This window comes from Janthinobacterium sp. TB1-E2 (genome assembly GCF_036885605.1).
Classification (GTDB): Bacteria; Pseudomonadota; Gammaproteobacteria; order Burkholderiales; family Burkholderiaceae_D; genus Janthinobacterium; species Janthinobacterium aestuarii.
Window position 1 is genome coordinate 581,333 of record NZ_CP142523.1, and the last position, 15,754, is coordinate 597,086.

Sequence of the window (15,754 nt, forward strand, 5' to 3'; positions counted from 1 at the left end):
TGACTGTTGATCGTTATGCTACCATTTGGGTTACATGGCGGTTACACAGCACGTCTTTTTGAGGTAATAGTGAAAAAAATAAAGTTCGCGGCGGGTAGGGTAGAGGAGTTCGCCTGTGAGGTGGGAAAAAGTCAGTCATTCCTTTGGGATACCGCTTCACCAGGCCTCGGTTTGCGGGTGACTTCGAAGGGCGCAAAGTCCTATATTTTTCAGGGTAAGCTGGACGGCGCCACCATCCGGCTGACGATCGGTGATCCTCGTACATGGGACATTGCCAAGGCCCAGGCCGAAGCACGGCGCCTCAAGGTCCTGCTCGATAACGGGCAGGATCCACGAAAGGTGCGGGAAGATGCGCTTGCTGCAGAGCGCGACGCGCGCGCAATGCAGGAAGCTGCCGTTGTGGCTGAACAGGAAAAGCAGCTGCGGGAGTCCGTGACCCTGGGCCGCGTCTGGCCTGAATACATTGCCGATCGCATTGCCACGCGAGAAGCAGGCTGGTCAGAACATCATATTGCCGCGCATCGAAAGATCATTCAGGATGGCGGCCAGCCTCGGAAACGCAGTCCGGCGCTGACGAAAGCCGGTCCGCTCTGGTCCTTGTCCTCGCTCCGCCTCATCGATCTGACAAACGAGCGCGTTGAAGCCTGGGCGCGAGAGGAAGCAAAGACCCGTCCATCCAGCGCACGGCTGGCATGGCGACTGCTCAAGGCCTTCATGAACTGGTGCGCTTCGCACAAGACGTATTCGAGCATAGTCACTAGCAATCTGATCTTGCCCCAATATAACCAGACACAGCCAATCGTTTAGTTAGCGCCGCTTTCCTGAGCCCGGCGCGCCAGCTCCCTCCTGAACATGCGAGGCGATTTCCATTTCAGCGACGAATGCGGATGGACCTCGTTGAAGTGCATAAAGGCGTCTGGCAGTTGAGCCAGAACGATTTCTGCGCTGCTGCGGTCCATCAAGTTCACGTAGTCCCGTTTAAACGTGTTCACGAAGCTCTCGGCCATGCCGTTCGACTGCGGGCTGCATACCGGTGTATGCACCGGTTCAATCCCAAGTGCGCGCACCAGCGCGTGCGTTTCATGGGCTCGATAGGCGCCGCCGTTGTCGCTCAAGAATTCCAGCCGGGTCGAGCCGACGCTGGCCTGGCCGAATCTTGTCTCGACCGCTTCCACCAGCATGTCGCGCACGGGCTCGCCAGGCAGGCCACGTTCGGCCCACGCACGCCAGGCAATGATTTCTCGGTCACAGCAATCCTTCATGAACACACCGGTCACCACTTCGCCGTTGTCGCAGGCGATCTCGAAGCCGTCCGAGCACCAGCGCTGATTGGGTTCGTCCACCGCCACCGCGCCATTGTGCACGCGGCTGCTCACTGGGCGTTTCGGCGCCTTGGGTAGCAGCAGACTGTTCGCCTTCATCACGCGATAAAACCGCTTGTGATTGATTGCTGGCAAGCCCATCAAGGCGCGCGTGCGGTTGACCAGAGCGCCAGCCCGGCGGTAGCCATAGGTCGGCAGCGCTGTAATCTCGGCGCGCACGGCGTCGACCAGGATGGCGTCGGTAGGTTGGTGGAACGTCTGAGTGGTACGCCCGTCGATCCAGTCCGCGGGACGAACCAGCAACTGGGCTACGTGTGAGCGCGCTACGCCAAGGGCAGAGCAGACCGGCTTCACTGGTCGTCCTTGCCCGACAAGGGCGAGCGCGCAATCCACTTTTTTTCGCGAGCAAACTCGACGGCCTCCTTCAGGATTTCCGCCTCCATCGTCTTCTTGCCGAGCATGCGCTGCAACTGGGCTATCTGCGCGCGTGCAGCGGCCAGTTCGCTCGCTGGTACCACCGATTCGCCAGCAGTGACCGCCGTTAGCGCGCCTTCCCGTTCGAGCTTACGCCAGTTGAACAACTGGCTTGCACCGACGCCGTGCTTGCGAGCGACCAGCGACACGTTCATGCCTGGCTCGTAAGTCTCGCGCACCAGCGCCGCTTTTTCCTCGGCAGACCAGCGCCTGCGGCGCTCCTGGCCCACCGTCACCACCTCGATTGTTTGCTTGTTCCTAGTCATATGCACAGTCCTATTCCTATCCGTAAGAATAACGCATAGGCTGTGTCTGGTGAATCAAGGGGCTATTTCAAATCCGACAAAGAGCGCGCGAGTGCGCGAGAGCCTGGGTAAAGAGAAGCGGCGCCATGACGTTCTCCAACGCGAGATGCTGGAGTCATGGTTCAGCGCAGTGCGCAAGATCGGAAACCCGGTAATTGCCGCCTATCTGCAAGTTCTGCTGCTCACCGGCGCCAGGCGCGAGGAGCTCGCGGCACTGAAGTGGGCGGACGTGAATTTCCAGTGGGGCAGTATCAAACTGTCCGACAAGGTCGAGGATTTTCGGATGGTCCCGCTGACTCCTTTCGTTGCTCAGCTCCTGGCCAACCTGCCGCGCAGGAATGCCTTTGTTTTCTCCAGTCCAGCCTCCGCATCAGGACATATCGCAGAGCCGCGAATCGCGCATAACGAGGCCGTCGCGGTGGCAAATTTGCCGCAGCTTACCCTACATGGCCTGCGACGCTCATTTGCCACATTAAGCGAGTGGATCGAAATGCCGAATGGCATCGCCGCGCAGATTCAAGGACACGCGCCGCAAGGGGTGCGCGAGCAAAATTACATTCGCCGGCCGCTTGACCTGCTTCGTGTCTGGCACGCGAAGATTGAAGTTTGGATTCTTGAGCAGGCGTGTGTCGAGTCGGTATCTTTGCCAGCATTACTGCGCGTTGTGGGCGTTTAGTCGGGTAGTGGGTGGCGCTTGCAGCGTTGTATATGTCCGTCCAAGCATTCCTAGGTGGACGTTACGGCGAGTTGACCGTACATCCCTGTGACTGTTTTAAATTGCTACTATGGGCTTTTCCGAGGGCATGGGGGAAAATGAAGTGGTGGACTAGAAAAAGAGGTCAACTGCTTCTCACTTTGAATAAAGCCAATTTCAATTCTGTTCAGAAGTGTTCAATCGCACAAGCCACTTTTCAAAAGCCTGGCTAGTATCAGCATTTACTCCGCGTCACCGAAGCCACCAGACGCAATCCGGCTCGCGATATTCTTTTGCTGCTGCTTATGCTAGCTCTTCTCTCCACTGTTGTGATAACAGAAGCAAATACTGCTCGGCAAGAGCGCGCCACTCTATATCTCCAAGCATTTTAGGCTCCTTGGGAATGATTGCTTCTGGCCGAACCCGGCCGTTCGGACCAGCATAGTAGGTTGCCAGATGGAAAATCCAGCGTGCCCTACGACAGGCTGGATTTGCCCCAAACCAGACATAGCCTTATAGGGGTGTTCTTGTCTTTAAGAATGCTGTTATTGGGATAGTTTCTCTCAAGAATCGCTGAACCAGCTCTATCCACATTTTGATAAGCCACATTCAACCGTTTCGCTCTTGTACAAGCACAGGAAAGTCGCCTCACGCGAGAACGTCACTCGCGCTCCCTAAGTCGAAAGCTTATAACCTAATCTATGGACGGTAGTCGCGCCGGATGGAGGTTTTTTCTTGCTTTTGTGTTAAGCGCTTAGCTTCTTCGAACGACCACAATAGCCCTTCAAAACTCGTGGGAACAGCGACGATCGAAGCGGTAACTGGACTCCAAAATCCAAAGATCGCCTTGGCCTCTTCCGAGGGGGCTACCACGCCAGGGAACTGCTGCAGAATGCATTCGAAATATTCGAGCATTGCATCGGCTGGCAAACCTAGACCGTTCGCGTACAGAACATCGTGCTGTGTAAATGGCGTGAGGTCGCCGCAATTGATCTGCGCGTAGAACTGTTCGAAGTCCGCCTCGAAACTTGCGAAATCAAGTTCATGATATTGTGCACTGGCGTAGCTTCCGGGTCCCACGACATGGGCATAGGGCGCGAACCGGAGAGTTCCGTCTGACCAAGCGCCAAAGTGGCCGAAGCGCGCAAATTTTCGACATTCGGAGTCTTTCCTCAAATGCTGGTACAAGTTAGTTCTTGCCGCCTTTGCCCCCTTGGCATGTACCTCATCGAAAAAACCGTGTGCGGCGCCCTTAAATTCGATCAGAAAGTAACGACCTTCCACTCTGCCAATCATATCTCCTAAGAGATGATCCAACGGATTTTGAGCATTGCTCAGGATGGGGATAGACGGCGGTTTGCCAGCGCTCGCATCGCGATGGCCCCACAGATAATTGAACGCTCCAACCAACGCACTCTCATAAAGCATATTTTCTCCCGATGTGGTGTTTCACGGATAGCGAAAGCTGGGTGTGTAATTTTTACAAGGTTCTACAACTCGTTTAACTTCAACTCGAAGCGCCAGATGCCTACTCCAGTTCCACCTGAGGTCCGTAGCTGACTGCGTCGATGAGTTTCATCGCCTTTCGGGCTGCGGACTGGGCGGGCACTAGGTCGTCGTCGCGATGAATTCTGACCAGCATCTCTCGGTCCTCCGGATCCGACGCGGACTCAGCCAGAAGGCGAGTCCAGTAACGCTTTGCTTCTTGATTAAGTAGGCTCATAACCGCTTCGAACGCTTGCCCCACAGCCAACTCGCCCTCCGACACGCGACGAAGGACCGCCTCGGCTTCTGGTCCAGCGTCTCGAGCGGTTCCACGATTACGTTCAATGGCCGGAGCAATAGCTTCCCGACGGGCGTTGGCTTGGGCATAGGCTCTACGCACAGTGGCAACGACTGGATTATCCGGCGCTAATACTTGCGTGCGTCGCAGCGCCTCCAGCGCCTCCAGCGTTGGGGCCTGCTGTTGCCGAAGATGCCCGCCACCGCCGATAGCGAAGGCTCGGCGCAACTGAGCAACAAGCTGCCCCAAGTCATCCACCATGGAGACCAGAAACCAGAATGGACGATTGATCCGAGGTGAGGATAGCGCGGTCATAATTAATGGCCATGCGTCATGCGCCGTCAGCCTCTCGCGATTTAGCTCTTGGAAGAGTTGATTGGGTCCCAAGACCCACAAATCGAGCAGGAAGCTCTCAGGTGGCATCTCTAGATGTCCATCATTCATACGCCCATTCGCCGTGCCGACATAAGCGTCGAACTGTCCGAGTACGTCACCAAATGCTCGACGTAAGTGGTGTGGTGCTATTGGAAGCGCGTTCGCATCATTGGGCCGCACGACGACAGGTAAGCCTTGGCCACCAGCATTTAGCCGATGGAAGCGCACTGGCGCTGCGCGTTCGAGGGTCTGAAGTAAAAGGTTGATGTCATCGTTCGTTGGTGCCACTGCTGACCGGTCGAATGCGTCCAACCAATCGGGAGCTATCGCCGGGACTTCCGGAAGCACAAGAAACAAGGACCTCAGGGCGGCGCTTCGCTCCCCCAGTGTCTCAGCTTCAGTGAAACGACGTGCTAGGTCATCGACAATTACATCGGTATCAAGACGGCTCTCTGGCAGACGAGGACGTTGTTCAAGGTATGGTCGAACGCGGCTTGAAAGCGCTAACAGGTTGTAGAAGGCTAGTACCTTCTGTGCTTGCACCATGGCGACGGCACGCGATGGGCCTTGACCGGCATGTAGGCCTGCCGCACGCTCGCCAATGATGAGCGTGAAACCTTCTGTGGCTCTGTGGAGTTCTTGTCGGTGAGCAGCAGCGTCTGGAAGTCCGTAAGTCAAGAATGATGCTCGCGGAGGAGGGGCTATCAGTAGCGTTCGAAGGTCTTGAAGCACTTCGCGCGCAGACTTGAACTGGGTCCGGCTCGACATCAAAGCATCTTCGCCCAGCACTTGCACAAGGATAGCGGACATAACTTGTTCAACTGCCACCCCGATAAGCCCTACCGATGCAGCGAACTGTGCAGCACCAACACGGAGCTCCTGGCGCGCAGGCAATCCTAGCCCCACAAACGCTAGATGCAGCGCCTCTTGGCTGGCCTCGATAAGACGGACACTGCTCGTTCGGAGATATTGCGGCATCGGTGGCTTTATAGTTGTATGTTGAGTAGATAGCTTGCCCAAAGGCTGTCACTCATGAACTTCCGGTTTTGGCCGAGAGCGGCCTTGAGACCAAGGGCCTGCCACAATAAATTTTCGAACCGTTCTTCGGCAGAAGAAAACTTCTTCCGCACTGCTATTCATTTCTCGACATCCTCGTAAGACGGTTCGCCAATGGCCTGCAATTTCTCCAATGCATCATGATGAGCATCTGCCGCAGCATTTGCCTCTTCACGAGCATTGACTACAAATTCAGGTAACTGTGCCATACGATTTTCTTTTTCGATGAGTGGCGGTTTCTGGCCAACCACTGACCAGTAGAATTTTTGTGTCAAATTCAAGTTAGCATTGGTAGCGGTCTTTGATATGCAAGTTGTAGTAGCTACCCTTGGAATAGGCAGCCATAAACGCAGTATGTACATTCGGAGGTACTCTGCAAAAATCGTAACTGTGTCCTTGCTGAAATTGAATTCGCATCCGAGATGTTTGCCCGTCCTAACAAATTGCAATAATTGCACTGGAATTTACTCGAATCATTTGCACGGTAACTCTCGAGAACTCTAAGAATTCAAAAAGGACCCCACGCTTGGTTGGGAGCGGCAGCCGCTATCTAATAGCGCTTAACCATACCAAATTTTTCCAGATGGAAAACTCAAACATTGTCACACATATGCAAACGTCCGCTTCTGGCCCAAGCTGTGTAAAAACGTGAAGAAAATTCTAGAAAAAATCGGCGTCTCAGAACGGCCGCTATGCGATTTTCTTAGTAAATCGCCCGGCACCTCCATCCTGACCAGGTAGTGATTTAGAACACCTAACAAAACCTCTCAATATATCGCCAGCAGATGAGTATGCAGGCAAGCGAGAGGAATGCTTAGTGGATATCGGCTCGGCGCTCGTAGCGGATACGCAACCGGCGGAAACGGTGGAGCCAACCGAGTGTACGTTCGACCACCCAGCGCCATTTACCCAGGCGTTCGCGCGACTCGATGCCGTAGCGGGCTATACGTGGAGCGATGCCACGGCTGCGCAACCAGGCCCGATGGGCACGCGAAGCATATGCCTTGTCGGCGTGCAGTTTGGCCGGACGTTTGCGTGGCCGGCCCGCTAGCCCGGATACGGATGGGACAGTTTCGAGCAGCGGGATCAGCATCCGGGAATCATGTACCTGAGCCCCCGATATGCTCGCTACCAGAGGCAGTCCGCGTTGGTCGACGAGCAGATGGTGCTTGCATCCGAGCTTGCCGCGGTCGGTGGGATTGGGGCCGGTATGCTGTCCGCCGAGGGGGGGATGGCACGCTGGCCGAGTCGACACTGGCGCGTTCCCATTGAATCTGATCGTATTCCCGCAAGTGGTGCAGCATGGCTTCGTGGATGCGTTGCCACACACCAGCCTGTTGCCATGCATGCAGGCGCCGCCAGCAACTCATGCCGCTGCCACAGCCCAATTCACGAGGAAGATATTCCCAGGGCAAGCCTGTCTTGAGGACGAACAGGATACCGGTCAAGGCGGCGCGGTCGTCAATGCGAGGGCGTCCTCCCTTTGGGGAAGGCTGATGTACTGGCAGTAAAGGCTGGATCAGCGCCCACAGGTCATCAGGAAGAAGTGCTTTGGCCATGTGATAGGCTCCCAAAAACGATGTCAGGTGAGTTTGACCAGCTTCGGGGCCGTTTGTTTCTCTGGCGATGTTTTGTTAGGCGTTCTTAGGGAAGATCAACGAAGCGAGCATGGCTTGCAGCAATATTCTGGCGCTCTGAACCACTCAAAAGCCTAAATGCGTTGTGCTGTCAGCAAGTGAGAGACTGACCATTTGGTCATAAATATTCTTGCCAAGACGAAAAATCTCTTATTATGTAGGCCTCTAATACAAGATCCACACAAAGAGGGGGGGGCTGGCAAGGCTTTCGTACAATAGTAGGCATGAATGCCACGAAAGTTGACCAGGTGTCGATGCAAAATATTAAGTCGCTGAACTTCGAGCCCTTGCGGGCCTTGTATCCCGAGCTTGCTAATATGGGTGGCTATGCGGAGCACTATGCGCACTCAGACCCCGAAAGTGCGCTGGTCAAGCTCCGAAATTTTGCTGAGCGCCTAGTTGATTGCCTATACATCAAGTTGAAGCTCGAACGAGTGCCGCAGTCCAACTTCGTGGACTTACTGCACAATGCCAGTTTTCAAACTGTTGCTCAACCTCTCGTGCTCGACAAGTTGCACCTGTTACGGCGTCTAGGCAATCGCGGTGCCCATGGAGAAGACGTCGAGACTTCCGATGCACTTCGCTGCGTCCAAGAGGCTTGGCAACTCGCCCGCTGGTTGCACGTGACATTCCTCAACGGCAAGGTTGATGACTTTGAGGCGTTCAAGCATCCTCCGGCTGAAGGCATCGACAGCAAGGCAGAATTCAAACGCAAGGCCAAGGCTTTAGCTGAAGAGAATAGTCTCAAGGAGGAACGCCTTAAAATTGCGCTGCAAGAACTCGCCGAACTAAGGGCTGCCGACCGGGCAACAGCACCTGCTGTAGCCGCGTTTACGCCTTCATCGGCTCAGGCTTTAGTACGAGTTGCCAAATCCTCGGCGGCTACAGCCAACCAGCTTCGCTTCACAGAAGACAATACCCGCAAGTGGCTGATCGACCGCGACCTGCGCATGGCTGGGTGGGATGTACCCAAGGGCACCGCCAGCAATCATTTAGTTGGCCAAGAAGTTGAGGTTCTGCATCAATCTACCACGACGGGCAAAGGTTACTGCGATTATGTCCTGTGGGATGACAATGGCAAACCTCTGGCTGTTGTCGAGGCCAAGAAGACATTAGTCGATGCTCGCGCTGGACAGGAGCAGGCCAAGCAGTACGCCGATGCCTTGGAGAAGCATCATGGCCAGCGGCCGATGATTTTCTTCACCAATGGGCACGATATCTGGGTCTGGGACGATGCTGGCGGCTATCCTCCCCGCACGGTCTATGGCTTCTATTCCAAAGACACGCTGCAATACCGCGTCGCCTTCCAGCGGCGCGAGAAGCTCGATTTGTTGAAGGACGTCAGGCCCGATGCCAACATCGCTGGCTACCTGCACCAGACTGAAAGCATCACCCGTGTCGCCGAGCGATTCACACAGCGCCACCGTCGCGCCCTGGTCGTGCAAGCTACGGGCACTGGTAAGACACGCGTCGCCATCTCGCTGGCCAAGCTGTTGATTGACGCGCGCTGGGTAAAACGCGTGCTTTTTCTTTGCGATCGTAAGGAACTGCGCAAGCAGGCCAAAAATGCCTTCAATGACTTCATTCGTGAGCCGATCTACGTCATCGGCCAGGCCAACGATGTGGGTAAGATGGATGCGCGCATCTATATCGGCATTTACCAAGGGCTGATCAACGACTACGAGTCCTTCGACGTCGGCTTTTTCGATCTTGTCATTGCCGATGAATCGCATCGTTCGATCTACAACCTCTACGGTGACCTTTTCAAATATTTTGACGCCCTTCAGGTCGGACTGACCGCCACGCCTGTGGAGATGGTTAGCCGTAGTACCTGCCAGCTTTTTGGGTGCGACTACAAGCTGCCTACAGCCAACTACCCGCTGGAGCAAGCCATTGCCGATCGTAAGCTCGTGCCCTTCCGTGTGGTCGCCCACACAACCAAATTCCTGCGCGATGGCATCAAGGCAGCGCACCTGACGAATGAGCAGATTGCGCAATTGGAAGACCAAGGCATCGATCCCAATACCCTGGACTTCGACGCCAAGGAGATTGATGACGCCGTTTTCAACAAAGACACCAATCGCGTCATCCTTCGCAATCTGATGGATAATGGCATTCGCGATGTTGATGGCCAGCTCCCTGGTAAGACCATCGTCTTCGCGCGTAATATTGACCATGCCCGCCTGCTGGCCGAGCTCTTTAATGAAATGTACCCGCAGTTCGCCGGCAAGTTCTGCCGCGTGATTCACTCCAAAGAGCTGCGCGCTGAAGAGTTGATCGACCAGTTCAAGGAACCCAACGGCGAGTTGCGCGTTGCCGTCTCGGTGGACATGTTGGACACCGGCATCGACGTACCCGAGGTGGTCAACCTTGTTTTTGCCAAGCCAGTCAAGAGCAAGGTGAAGTTCTGGCAGATGATCGGCCGCGGCACGCGTTTATGCAAAGATCTTTTCGGTCATGGCGTAGACAAAAGCGAGTTCCTGATCTTCGACCACTGGGATAATTTCGCCTTCCACGACCTGAACGCCGAAGAGGTCGAACCCACGGTTCCAAAGCCACTAACGCAGCGCCGCTACGAGGCCCGCATCGAGCTCGCGGCCCTGGCGCTGGCGCGCTCCGATATCCCAGCCTTTGATGTCCTAGCGCTGCAGATCCAGCAAGACGCCGTCGCGCTGCCTGATGGCGGCATCTCAGTGCGCGAGAACTGGCAAGCCGTGAACCAGGCGCGCGATGCCAAGTTGGTCCACCAGTTCGCCCCTATCACACGCCAAGTGCTGACCGACACCGTCGCGCCACTTATGGGCGCTCTGGATGTGCGTGGCCAGGGTGATGCACTGCGCTGGGACCTGTTGTTCGTAAAGGCCGAAGCCTCTGCCATCGCAGAACCCGGCCAGCCCAATGCTCACCGAGAAGCTATCCTGGAATGGGTTGGCCGCCTGCCCCCGCATCTCAACCCGGTCCGCGCCAAGGCCAAAGAGCTGCAAGCCCTGCGCACCGACGCCTTCTGGCAAGCCCCCAGCTTTGCCCAGCTTGATGCTATGCGTACCGCCTTGCGCGACGTGATGGCGCTAGCCGATCGCCCCGCGTTCCCCCCCCCCATGCCCAAACCTCATTTGGACATTCGCGAGGACGAAGCAGAATACCAAATTCATGTACGGCCGAGCAAGATCAAGTCGGTCGACTTCAGCATCTACCGTAAAGCCGTACAGTCCGCTCTAGAGCCGCTGTTCGAAACTGATCCGGTCTTGTTCAAGCTGCGCCGTGGCGAGCGCATCACGCCTGAAGAACTGGACAAGCTCAACAGCCTGTTGCACACCCGCAACCCCGATGTCGATCTTTCCACCCTGCGTGAGTTTTACCCTGACACTGCCGTGCAGCTGACGCAAATACTGCGCGGCATCGTCGGCCTGGATCACGCGGCCGTGGATGTACAGTTCTCGGCCTTCGCACAAGCCCATGCACTCAACAGTCAACAGCTGCGCTTTCTCGCCCTGCTGAAGGACCACATCCGCCAGTTCGGCGCCATTGCAGTCGGGCAGTTATTCGACGCACCGTTCAACACGGTCCACGCCGAAGGCTTAGGTGGCGTCTTCCCCAACCCCATGCAGCTTGATGAAGTGGTGCGTCTGGTACGCGCCTTCGGCGAGCCGCTTCACCCCCTTGCTGCGCACTAACACCACAACAAACTTGAAGAAAGCACGTATATGATCACTGGCGCACTACGAAGCCGCATCGACAGCCTCTGGACCGATTTCTGGACCGGCGGCATCACCAACCCGCTCACCGTCATCGAGCAGATCACCTTCCTGATGTACAGCCGCCTGCTGGACATGCAGGAGCGCACCCAAGAGAAGCGCGCCGCCGTTACTGGCAAACGAGAACCCAGTTTGTTCGGCGATGCAGATCAAGACTGCCGCTGGGAAACCTGGCGCCACTACGGTGGCCCCGAAATGCTGCCGCATGTACGTGACCGTGTGTTCCCCCACTTCCGCCGCTTGGCTGAGCGCAGCAGTGGTGATGCTAGTCACTTCGCCGCCTTCATGAAAGATGCCCAGCTGATGATTCAAAAGGAATCGCTGCTGGTGAAGGCCGTCAACGCCGTGCACGAACTGCCGCTAGAAAAAGGCGACACTAAAGGCGACCTCTACGAGTACCTGCTCAGCAAGCTCACCACTGCCGGCATCAACGGCCAGTTCCGCACACCGCGCCACATCATCCGAATGATCGTGGAGCTGATGCAGCCGCAGCCTACCGATCGCGTCTGCGACCCGTCCTGCGGTACTGCCGGCTTCTTGATCGAGTCTTACGACTACCTCTTGCGCCACCACAGCAGCGTAGCCGGCACGCATAAGGAAGTGATTGACGGCGAGGAACACATTAGCTACAGCGGCGATCTTCTCGGCGAGCACCGCATGCATGTCGACACCGACATGTTCCATGCCTACGACTTCGACGCAACCATGTTGCGCATTGCCACCATGAACATGGTTATGCATGGCGTGAAGCAGCCTGATGTGCATTACCAGGACACGTTGAGCCAAAGCTTTGAAGAGCGCCACCCCAAGGGCTCTAAGAACGCATTCGACCTCATCCTGGCCAACCCACCGTTCAAGGGGAGCCTGGACGAGCAAGACGTCGCTCCGGACATCCTGCGCACTGTCAAGACCAAGAAGACAGAGCTGCTCTTCATTGGTTTGATTCTGCGCATGCTTAAAGTGGGTGGCCGTAGCGCTACCATCGTGCCAGATGGCGTACTTTTTGGTTCTAGCAAGGCCCATGTGCAACTGCGCCAGCACCTGATCGAGAACAACCAGCTCGAGGCCGTGATTTCGCTGCCATCCGGCGTGTTCAAGCCATACGCCGGCGTGTCTACGGCCATCATCATCTTTGCCAAGGGCGGCAAGACTGAGAACGTCTTCTTTTACGACTTGCAGTCCGATGGTTTCACTCTGGATGACAAGCGAACCAAGATTGGCGACGGCAAGGGAGACATGCCGGATGTGCAGGCCAAGTACATGCAGTGGTGCGAAGGTCATGGCGATTTCAGTGATCGGACGGCGAAGGCGTTTGAGGTTGCAGCTGATGACATTCGTGCACAGAGCTATGATATGTCAATCAACCGATATCGCCAACAGACGCACATTGCTGACAAGAACATAGATCCGCACGAAGTTCTTGCGCAAATGAAGGCACTTGAGAAGGAAATTCAGAACGAACTTATCGAGCTTGAGGAGTTGCTGGGATGACCGGCGGGCTTCAAATCATCGGGCTTGATGAGGTCATCGCGAAGCGAAACGGCTCCGTTGATCCAGCGAAGTTTCCTAGCGAAGTTTTTGAGCTGCTCAGCATTCCAGCCTTCGATTCAGGACTGCCGCAAATCACAGTCGGTGCTGAAATTCGCTCAACTAAGCAAGTCGTGCAAGAAGGCGATGTATTGCTATCAAAGATCGTTCCCCACATTCGACGGGCCTGGGTCGTTAAACCGACGACCAACCACCGATTGATCGCCTCGGGTGAATGGATCGTGTTTCGCGATTCACGCTTTGAGCCCGGCTATCTCCGGCACTTACTGACTGCTGACAGGTTCCATCGGCAGTTTATGCAAACTGTCTCCGGCATCGGTGGGTCACTCCTGCGCGCAAGACCAGCCGAGGTGGCAAAAATCAAGGTGGTTTTGCCGCCGAAGAAAGACCAGCGACGCATCGCTGCCATCCTCGACAAGGCCGACAGTCTGCGCCGCAAACGCCAGGATGCCATCCGCCTCGCCGACGAGTTCCTTCGGGCAGTATTCATCGACATGTTTGGCGACCCGGAGACAAACCCGAAGTCGTTCGATAAGGGCACGATTCGTGATTTGGTAAGTTCAGCGAACTATGGGACTTCTGAGAAGGCGAGTGAACAAATAGGGCAGTTCCCTATCCTTCGGATGAACAACATTACTTACAAGGGCGGCTGGGATTTTTCGTCGCTTAAGTATGTAGATCTTGATGAGGCGTCTGCCCACAAGTATCTGGCACAGAAAGGCGACCTATTGTTCAATCGGACCAACAGCAAGGAGTTGGTCGGCAAGACTGCCGTCTACATGCGAGACGAGCCCATGGCAATTGCAGGCTACTTGGTTCGCGTACGTATGAACGAGCACGGCAACTCGCACTATGTTTCCGGATACCTGAATTCCAAGCACGGGAAGCGAACCCTAGAAGCGCGAGCAAAGAGTATTGTCGGGATGGCGAACATCAACGCTCAGGAGATGCAAGATATCCCATTGCTGTTGCCACCGATCGACCTGCAAGACAAGTACGCCGGCATTGTCGATGCCGTGCAGAAGCGCTTGAAAAAACACCATGCCTTCGGTCGTGAGGCAGACGCTATTAATGCAGCACTTAGCGAAAAATTCTTTGGCTACATCGGCGAAAAGGTGGAGGAACTATGCTGAGCGGTTTGAAAATTCAGAACTTCAAGGGCATTAAGGGGCCAATAGAGATCCCTATAAAACCAGTCACTTTACTCTACGGTGTCAACAGTGCCGGCAAGAGTTCGGTTCTGCATTCCATGCACTTCATACGTGGACTGTTGGAGGACTACGATTTGGATCCTACCGGATCGCCGTATGCGACAGATGACATCGATTTGGGCGGATTCCTGAATTTGCTCTACAAGCATGCTGTCGGGAGCCGTATGGTGTTGGGATACAGCTTGAATCTCAGCAGCATTGACTTGCCTGAGTATGGGGCAACGTCTTCGATTTCCATCAGCGACAAGGTCCAGGACGCCTATGTCGAGTTTGGGTTAAGCGCAGACGACCAAGATCATTCGCCCAAGCTTGACTATTACCTCGTTTCACTGAACGGGGCCGATGTTGCTTTGGTGATGCCAGACGCCGTGCAGGCAGCTGCGGGAAAGAAGAGGCTTGCATACATCAACGTTCGCCACCCCCTGCTCGAGTCCGCCGCAAAAAGCGATGAGGATGACAAGGCGGCGCCGGTTGAGGATTTGGAACTACGCAAGTTGATCCCGAGGACCGAGGACGACGATGATCTTGACGCTGAGCTTGCAGGCGCTAGCCTGGAGGAAATCGAGTCACGTCGCGAGGAGAGAAAGCGGGACTTAAACGATGAGTACGAATTCCATTCTAAGCATCGTGATCTGCTGAAGTATCCGGTGACTGGCTTTCGCAACGGCCTGCCGCGCTGGGGGAAAGTCGTTTCATCTTCCGTGTTCGATTCACTCCCTGGCGACGAATTCGAGGACGATGCGGAAAAGATTGATCTCGTCGAATTCACTTCTGGCGTTTTGACTGAACTCATCGTTGGTCCTCTTGAGGTACTGCGCGACCTTCTTATCGATTCTAGAGCGGTTGGTCCGTTGAGAGCAATACCCGAGCGGCGCCTGAATCTCGATAACGTCGCGAACGAGGCGGATTGGTATGGGGGACTGGCTGCTTGGTCGCGCCTTCACGAGTGTTCGCCAGCGCAACTCGCTGAAGTGAGCACGTGGCTCTACGATTCTGATCGGCTGGGAACGGGATATAGCCTGGAGCGGGAGGAGTTTAGGGAAGTGCCGCTGCATTACCTGGAGGCGGTACGCGCGGGTGCTAGTAACATGATCGATCTGAATTGGGCTTCGGTCGATGCGCTCCCGATCACGCACCGGGTATGGCTCGTCGACAGTAAAAATCATGTGAGGGTGACGCCGCACGACGTAGGGGTCGGGCTCTCGCAATTGATTCCCGTAGTCACTGCCTCTGTAGATTCGTACAGAACCTTGCTGCTGATCGAGCAGCCAGAGTTGCATATTCATCCTCGCGTACAAGTCGGCCTTGGAGACCTGTATTTGCAATCAGCAGCCAAGTTCGGCCGCAACTTCTTGATCGAGACGCACAGCGAGGCATTGCTCCTTCGAATGATGAAGCGCATACGCCAAACCCATGATGGCGAACTGCCGGAGGGTGTGCCGCCGGCTAGCAGGGACGACATTGCCGTATACCTGATTCAAAACGAAGGAAAAGGCGTTGCGGTCATGCAAATGCGCATCAACCACCGAGGTGAATTTGTGAAACCCTGGCCAAAGGGCTTGTTTGAAGAATCACTGCGGGAGACCCTCTGACC

The 15,754-nt window shown here is 55.5% G+C and carries 12 protein-coding genes; 6 read left to right on the plus strand and 6 right to left on the minus strand.

Annotated features, from left to right (window positions below; translation table 11 throughout):
• The first annotated feature begins 69 nt into the window (after window positions 1-69).
• Window positions 70-807 carry an Arm DNA-binding domain-containing protein gene (locus OPV09_RS02600; protein WP_338680432.1) on the plus strand — a complete coding sequence of 246 codons (738 nt, stop codon included), beginning with the start codon at window positions 70-72 and terminating at the stop codon, window positions 805-807.
• Here the strand turns inward: OPV09_RS02600 and OPV09_RS02605 are convergent.
• Window positions 804-2,062 (minus strand): IS3 family transposase gene (locus tag OPV09_RS02605; protein WP_338679941.1). Its coding sequence is split into 2 segments (ribosomal slippage): window positions 804-1,723 and window positions 1,723-2,062, totalling 1,260 coding nucleotides; the frame shifts between segments, so codons are not numbered across the junction. The genes OPV09_RS02600 and OPV09_RS02605 overlap by 4 nt on opposite strands.
• Before the next feature lie 91 nt (window positions 2,063-2,153).
• On the opposite strand from OPV09_RS02605, the gene OPV09_RS02610 reads away from it, so the two are divergent.
• Window positions 2,154-2,777, plus strand: coding sequence for a tyrosine-type recombinase/integrase (locus tag OPV09_RS02610; protein ID WP_338680433.1), 624 nt, complete (start codon window positions 2,154-2,156; stop codon window positions 2,775-2,777).
• Between the two features lie 717 nt (window positions 2,778-3,494).
• Here OPV09_RS02610 and OPV09_RS02615 read toward each other — a convergent pair.
• The 5 genes from OPV09_RS02615 to OPV09_RS02630 all read right to left on the minus strand — a co-directional run bounded on the left by OPV09_RS02615 (window position 3,495) and on the right by OPV09_RS02630 (window position 7,568).
• Entirely contained in the window at window positions 3,495-4,223 is a 729-nt protein-coding gene (locus tag OPV09_RS02615) for a hypothetical protein (protein WP_338680434.1), read from the minus strand.
• A 100-nt stretch (window positions 4,224-4,323) separates the two neighbouring features.
• Window positions 4,324-5,499, minus strand: a complete 1,176-nt coding sequence (locus tag OPV09_RS02620) for a hypothetical protein (protein ID WP_338680435.1) — start codon at window positions 5,497-5,499, stop codon at window positions 4,324-4,326.
• Between the two features lie 590 nt (window positions 5,500-6,089).
• Window positions 6,090-6,290: a hypothetical protein gene (locus OPV09_RS02625; RefSeq protein WP_338680436.1), complete on the minus strand. Its 201-nt coding sequence runs from the start codon at window positions 6,288-6,290 to the stop codon at window positions 6,090-6,092.
• A gap of 1 nt (window position 6,291) precedes the next feature.
• Window positions 6,292-6,426, minus strand: coding sequence for a KTSC domain-containing protein (locus tag OPV09_RS28395; protein ID WP_425324018.1), 135 nt, complete (start codon window positions 6,424-6,426; stop codon window positions 6,292-6,294).
• Between the two features lie 397 nt (window positions 6,427-6,823).
• Window positions 6,824-7,568 (minus strand): IS5 family transposase gene (locus tag OPV09_RS02630; protein WP_338680438.1). Its coding sequence is split into 2 segments (ribosomal slippage): window positions 6,824-7,237 and window positions 7,239-7,568, totalling 744 coding nucleotides; the frame shifts between segments, so codons are not numbered across the junction.
• A 302-nt stretch (window positions 7,569-7,870) separates the two neighbouring features.
• On the opposite strand from OPV09_RS02630, the gene OPV09_RS02635 reads away from it, so the two are divergent.
• Genes OPV09_RS02635 through OPV09_RS02650 form a run of 4 tightly spaced genes read left to right on the plus strand, consistent with a single transcriptional unit; the run spans window position 7,871 to window position 15,752 of the window.
• Entirely contained in the window at window positions 7,871-11,320 is a 3,450-nt protein-coding gene (locus OPV09_RS02635; protein ID WP_338680439.1) for a DEAD/DEAH box helicase family protein, read from the plus strand.
• 30 nt (window positions 11,321-11,350) lie between these two features.
• Window positions 11,351-12,892 (plus strand): class I SAM-dependent DNA methyltransferase, encoded by a 1,542-nt coding sequence (locus OPV09_RS02640; protein WP_338680440.1) that lies wholly within the window; start codon window positions 11,351-11,353, stop codon window positions 12,890-12,892.
• Window positions 12,889-14,082, plus strand: coding sequence for a restriction endonuclease subunit S (locus OPV09_RS02645; RefSeq protein WP_338680441.1), 1,194 nt, complete (start codon window positions 12,889-12,891; stop codon window positions 14,080-14,082). The genes OPV09_RS02640 and OPV09_RS02645 overlap by 4 nt, the downstream gene beginning before the upstream one ends.
• Window positions 14,076-15,752, plus strand: a complete 1,677-nt coding sequence (locus OPV09_RS02650; protein WP_338680442.1) for an AAA family ATPase — start codon at window positions 14,076-14,078, stop codon at window positions 15,750-15,752. The genes OPV09_RS02645 and OPV09_RS02650 overlap by 7 nt, the downstream gene beginning before the upstream one ends.
• Window positions 15,753-15,754 lie beyond the last annotated feature (2 nt).

Bases quoted from the DNA above. Each gene is read 5' to 3' on its own strand.
- OPV09_RS02615 (WP_338680434.1), bottom strand. From the start codon at position 4,223: ATGCTTTATGAGAGTGCGTTGGTTGGAGCGTTCAATTATCTGTGGGGC.
- OPV09_RS02620 (WP_338680435.1), bottom strand. From the start codon at position 5,499: ATGGTGCAAGCACAGAAGGTACTAGCCTTCTACAACCTGTTAGCGCTT.
- OPV09_RS28395 (WP_425324018.1), bottom strand. From the start codon at position 6,426: ATGCGAATTCAATTTCAGCAAGGACACAGTTACGATTTTTGCAGAGTA.
- OPV09_RS02635 (WP_338680439.1), top strand. From the start codon at position 7,871: ATGAATGCCACGAAAGTTGACCAGGTGTCGATGCAAAATATTAAGTCG.
- OPV09_RS02640 (WP_338680440.1), top strand. From the start codon at position 11,351: ATGATCACTGGCGCACTACGAAGCCGCATCGACAGCCTCTGGACCGAT.
- OPV09_RS02645 (WP_338680441.1), top strand. From the start codon at position 12,889: ATGACCGGCGGGCTTCAAATCATCGGGCTTGATGAGGTCATCGCGAAG.
- OPV09_RS02650 (WP_338680442.1), top strand. From the start codon at position 14,076: ATGCTGAGCGGTTTGAAAATTCAGAACTTCAAGGGCATTAAGGGGCCA.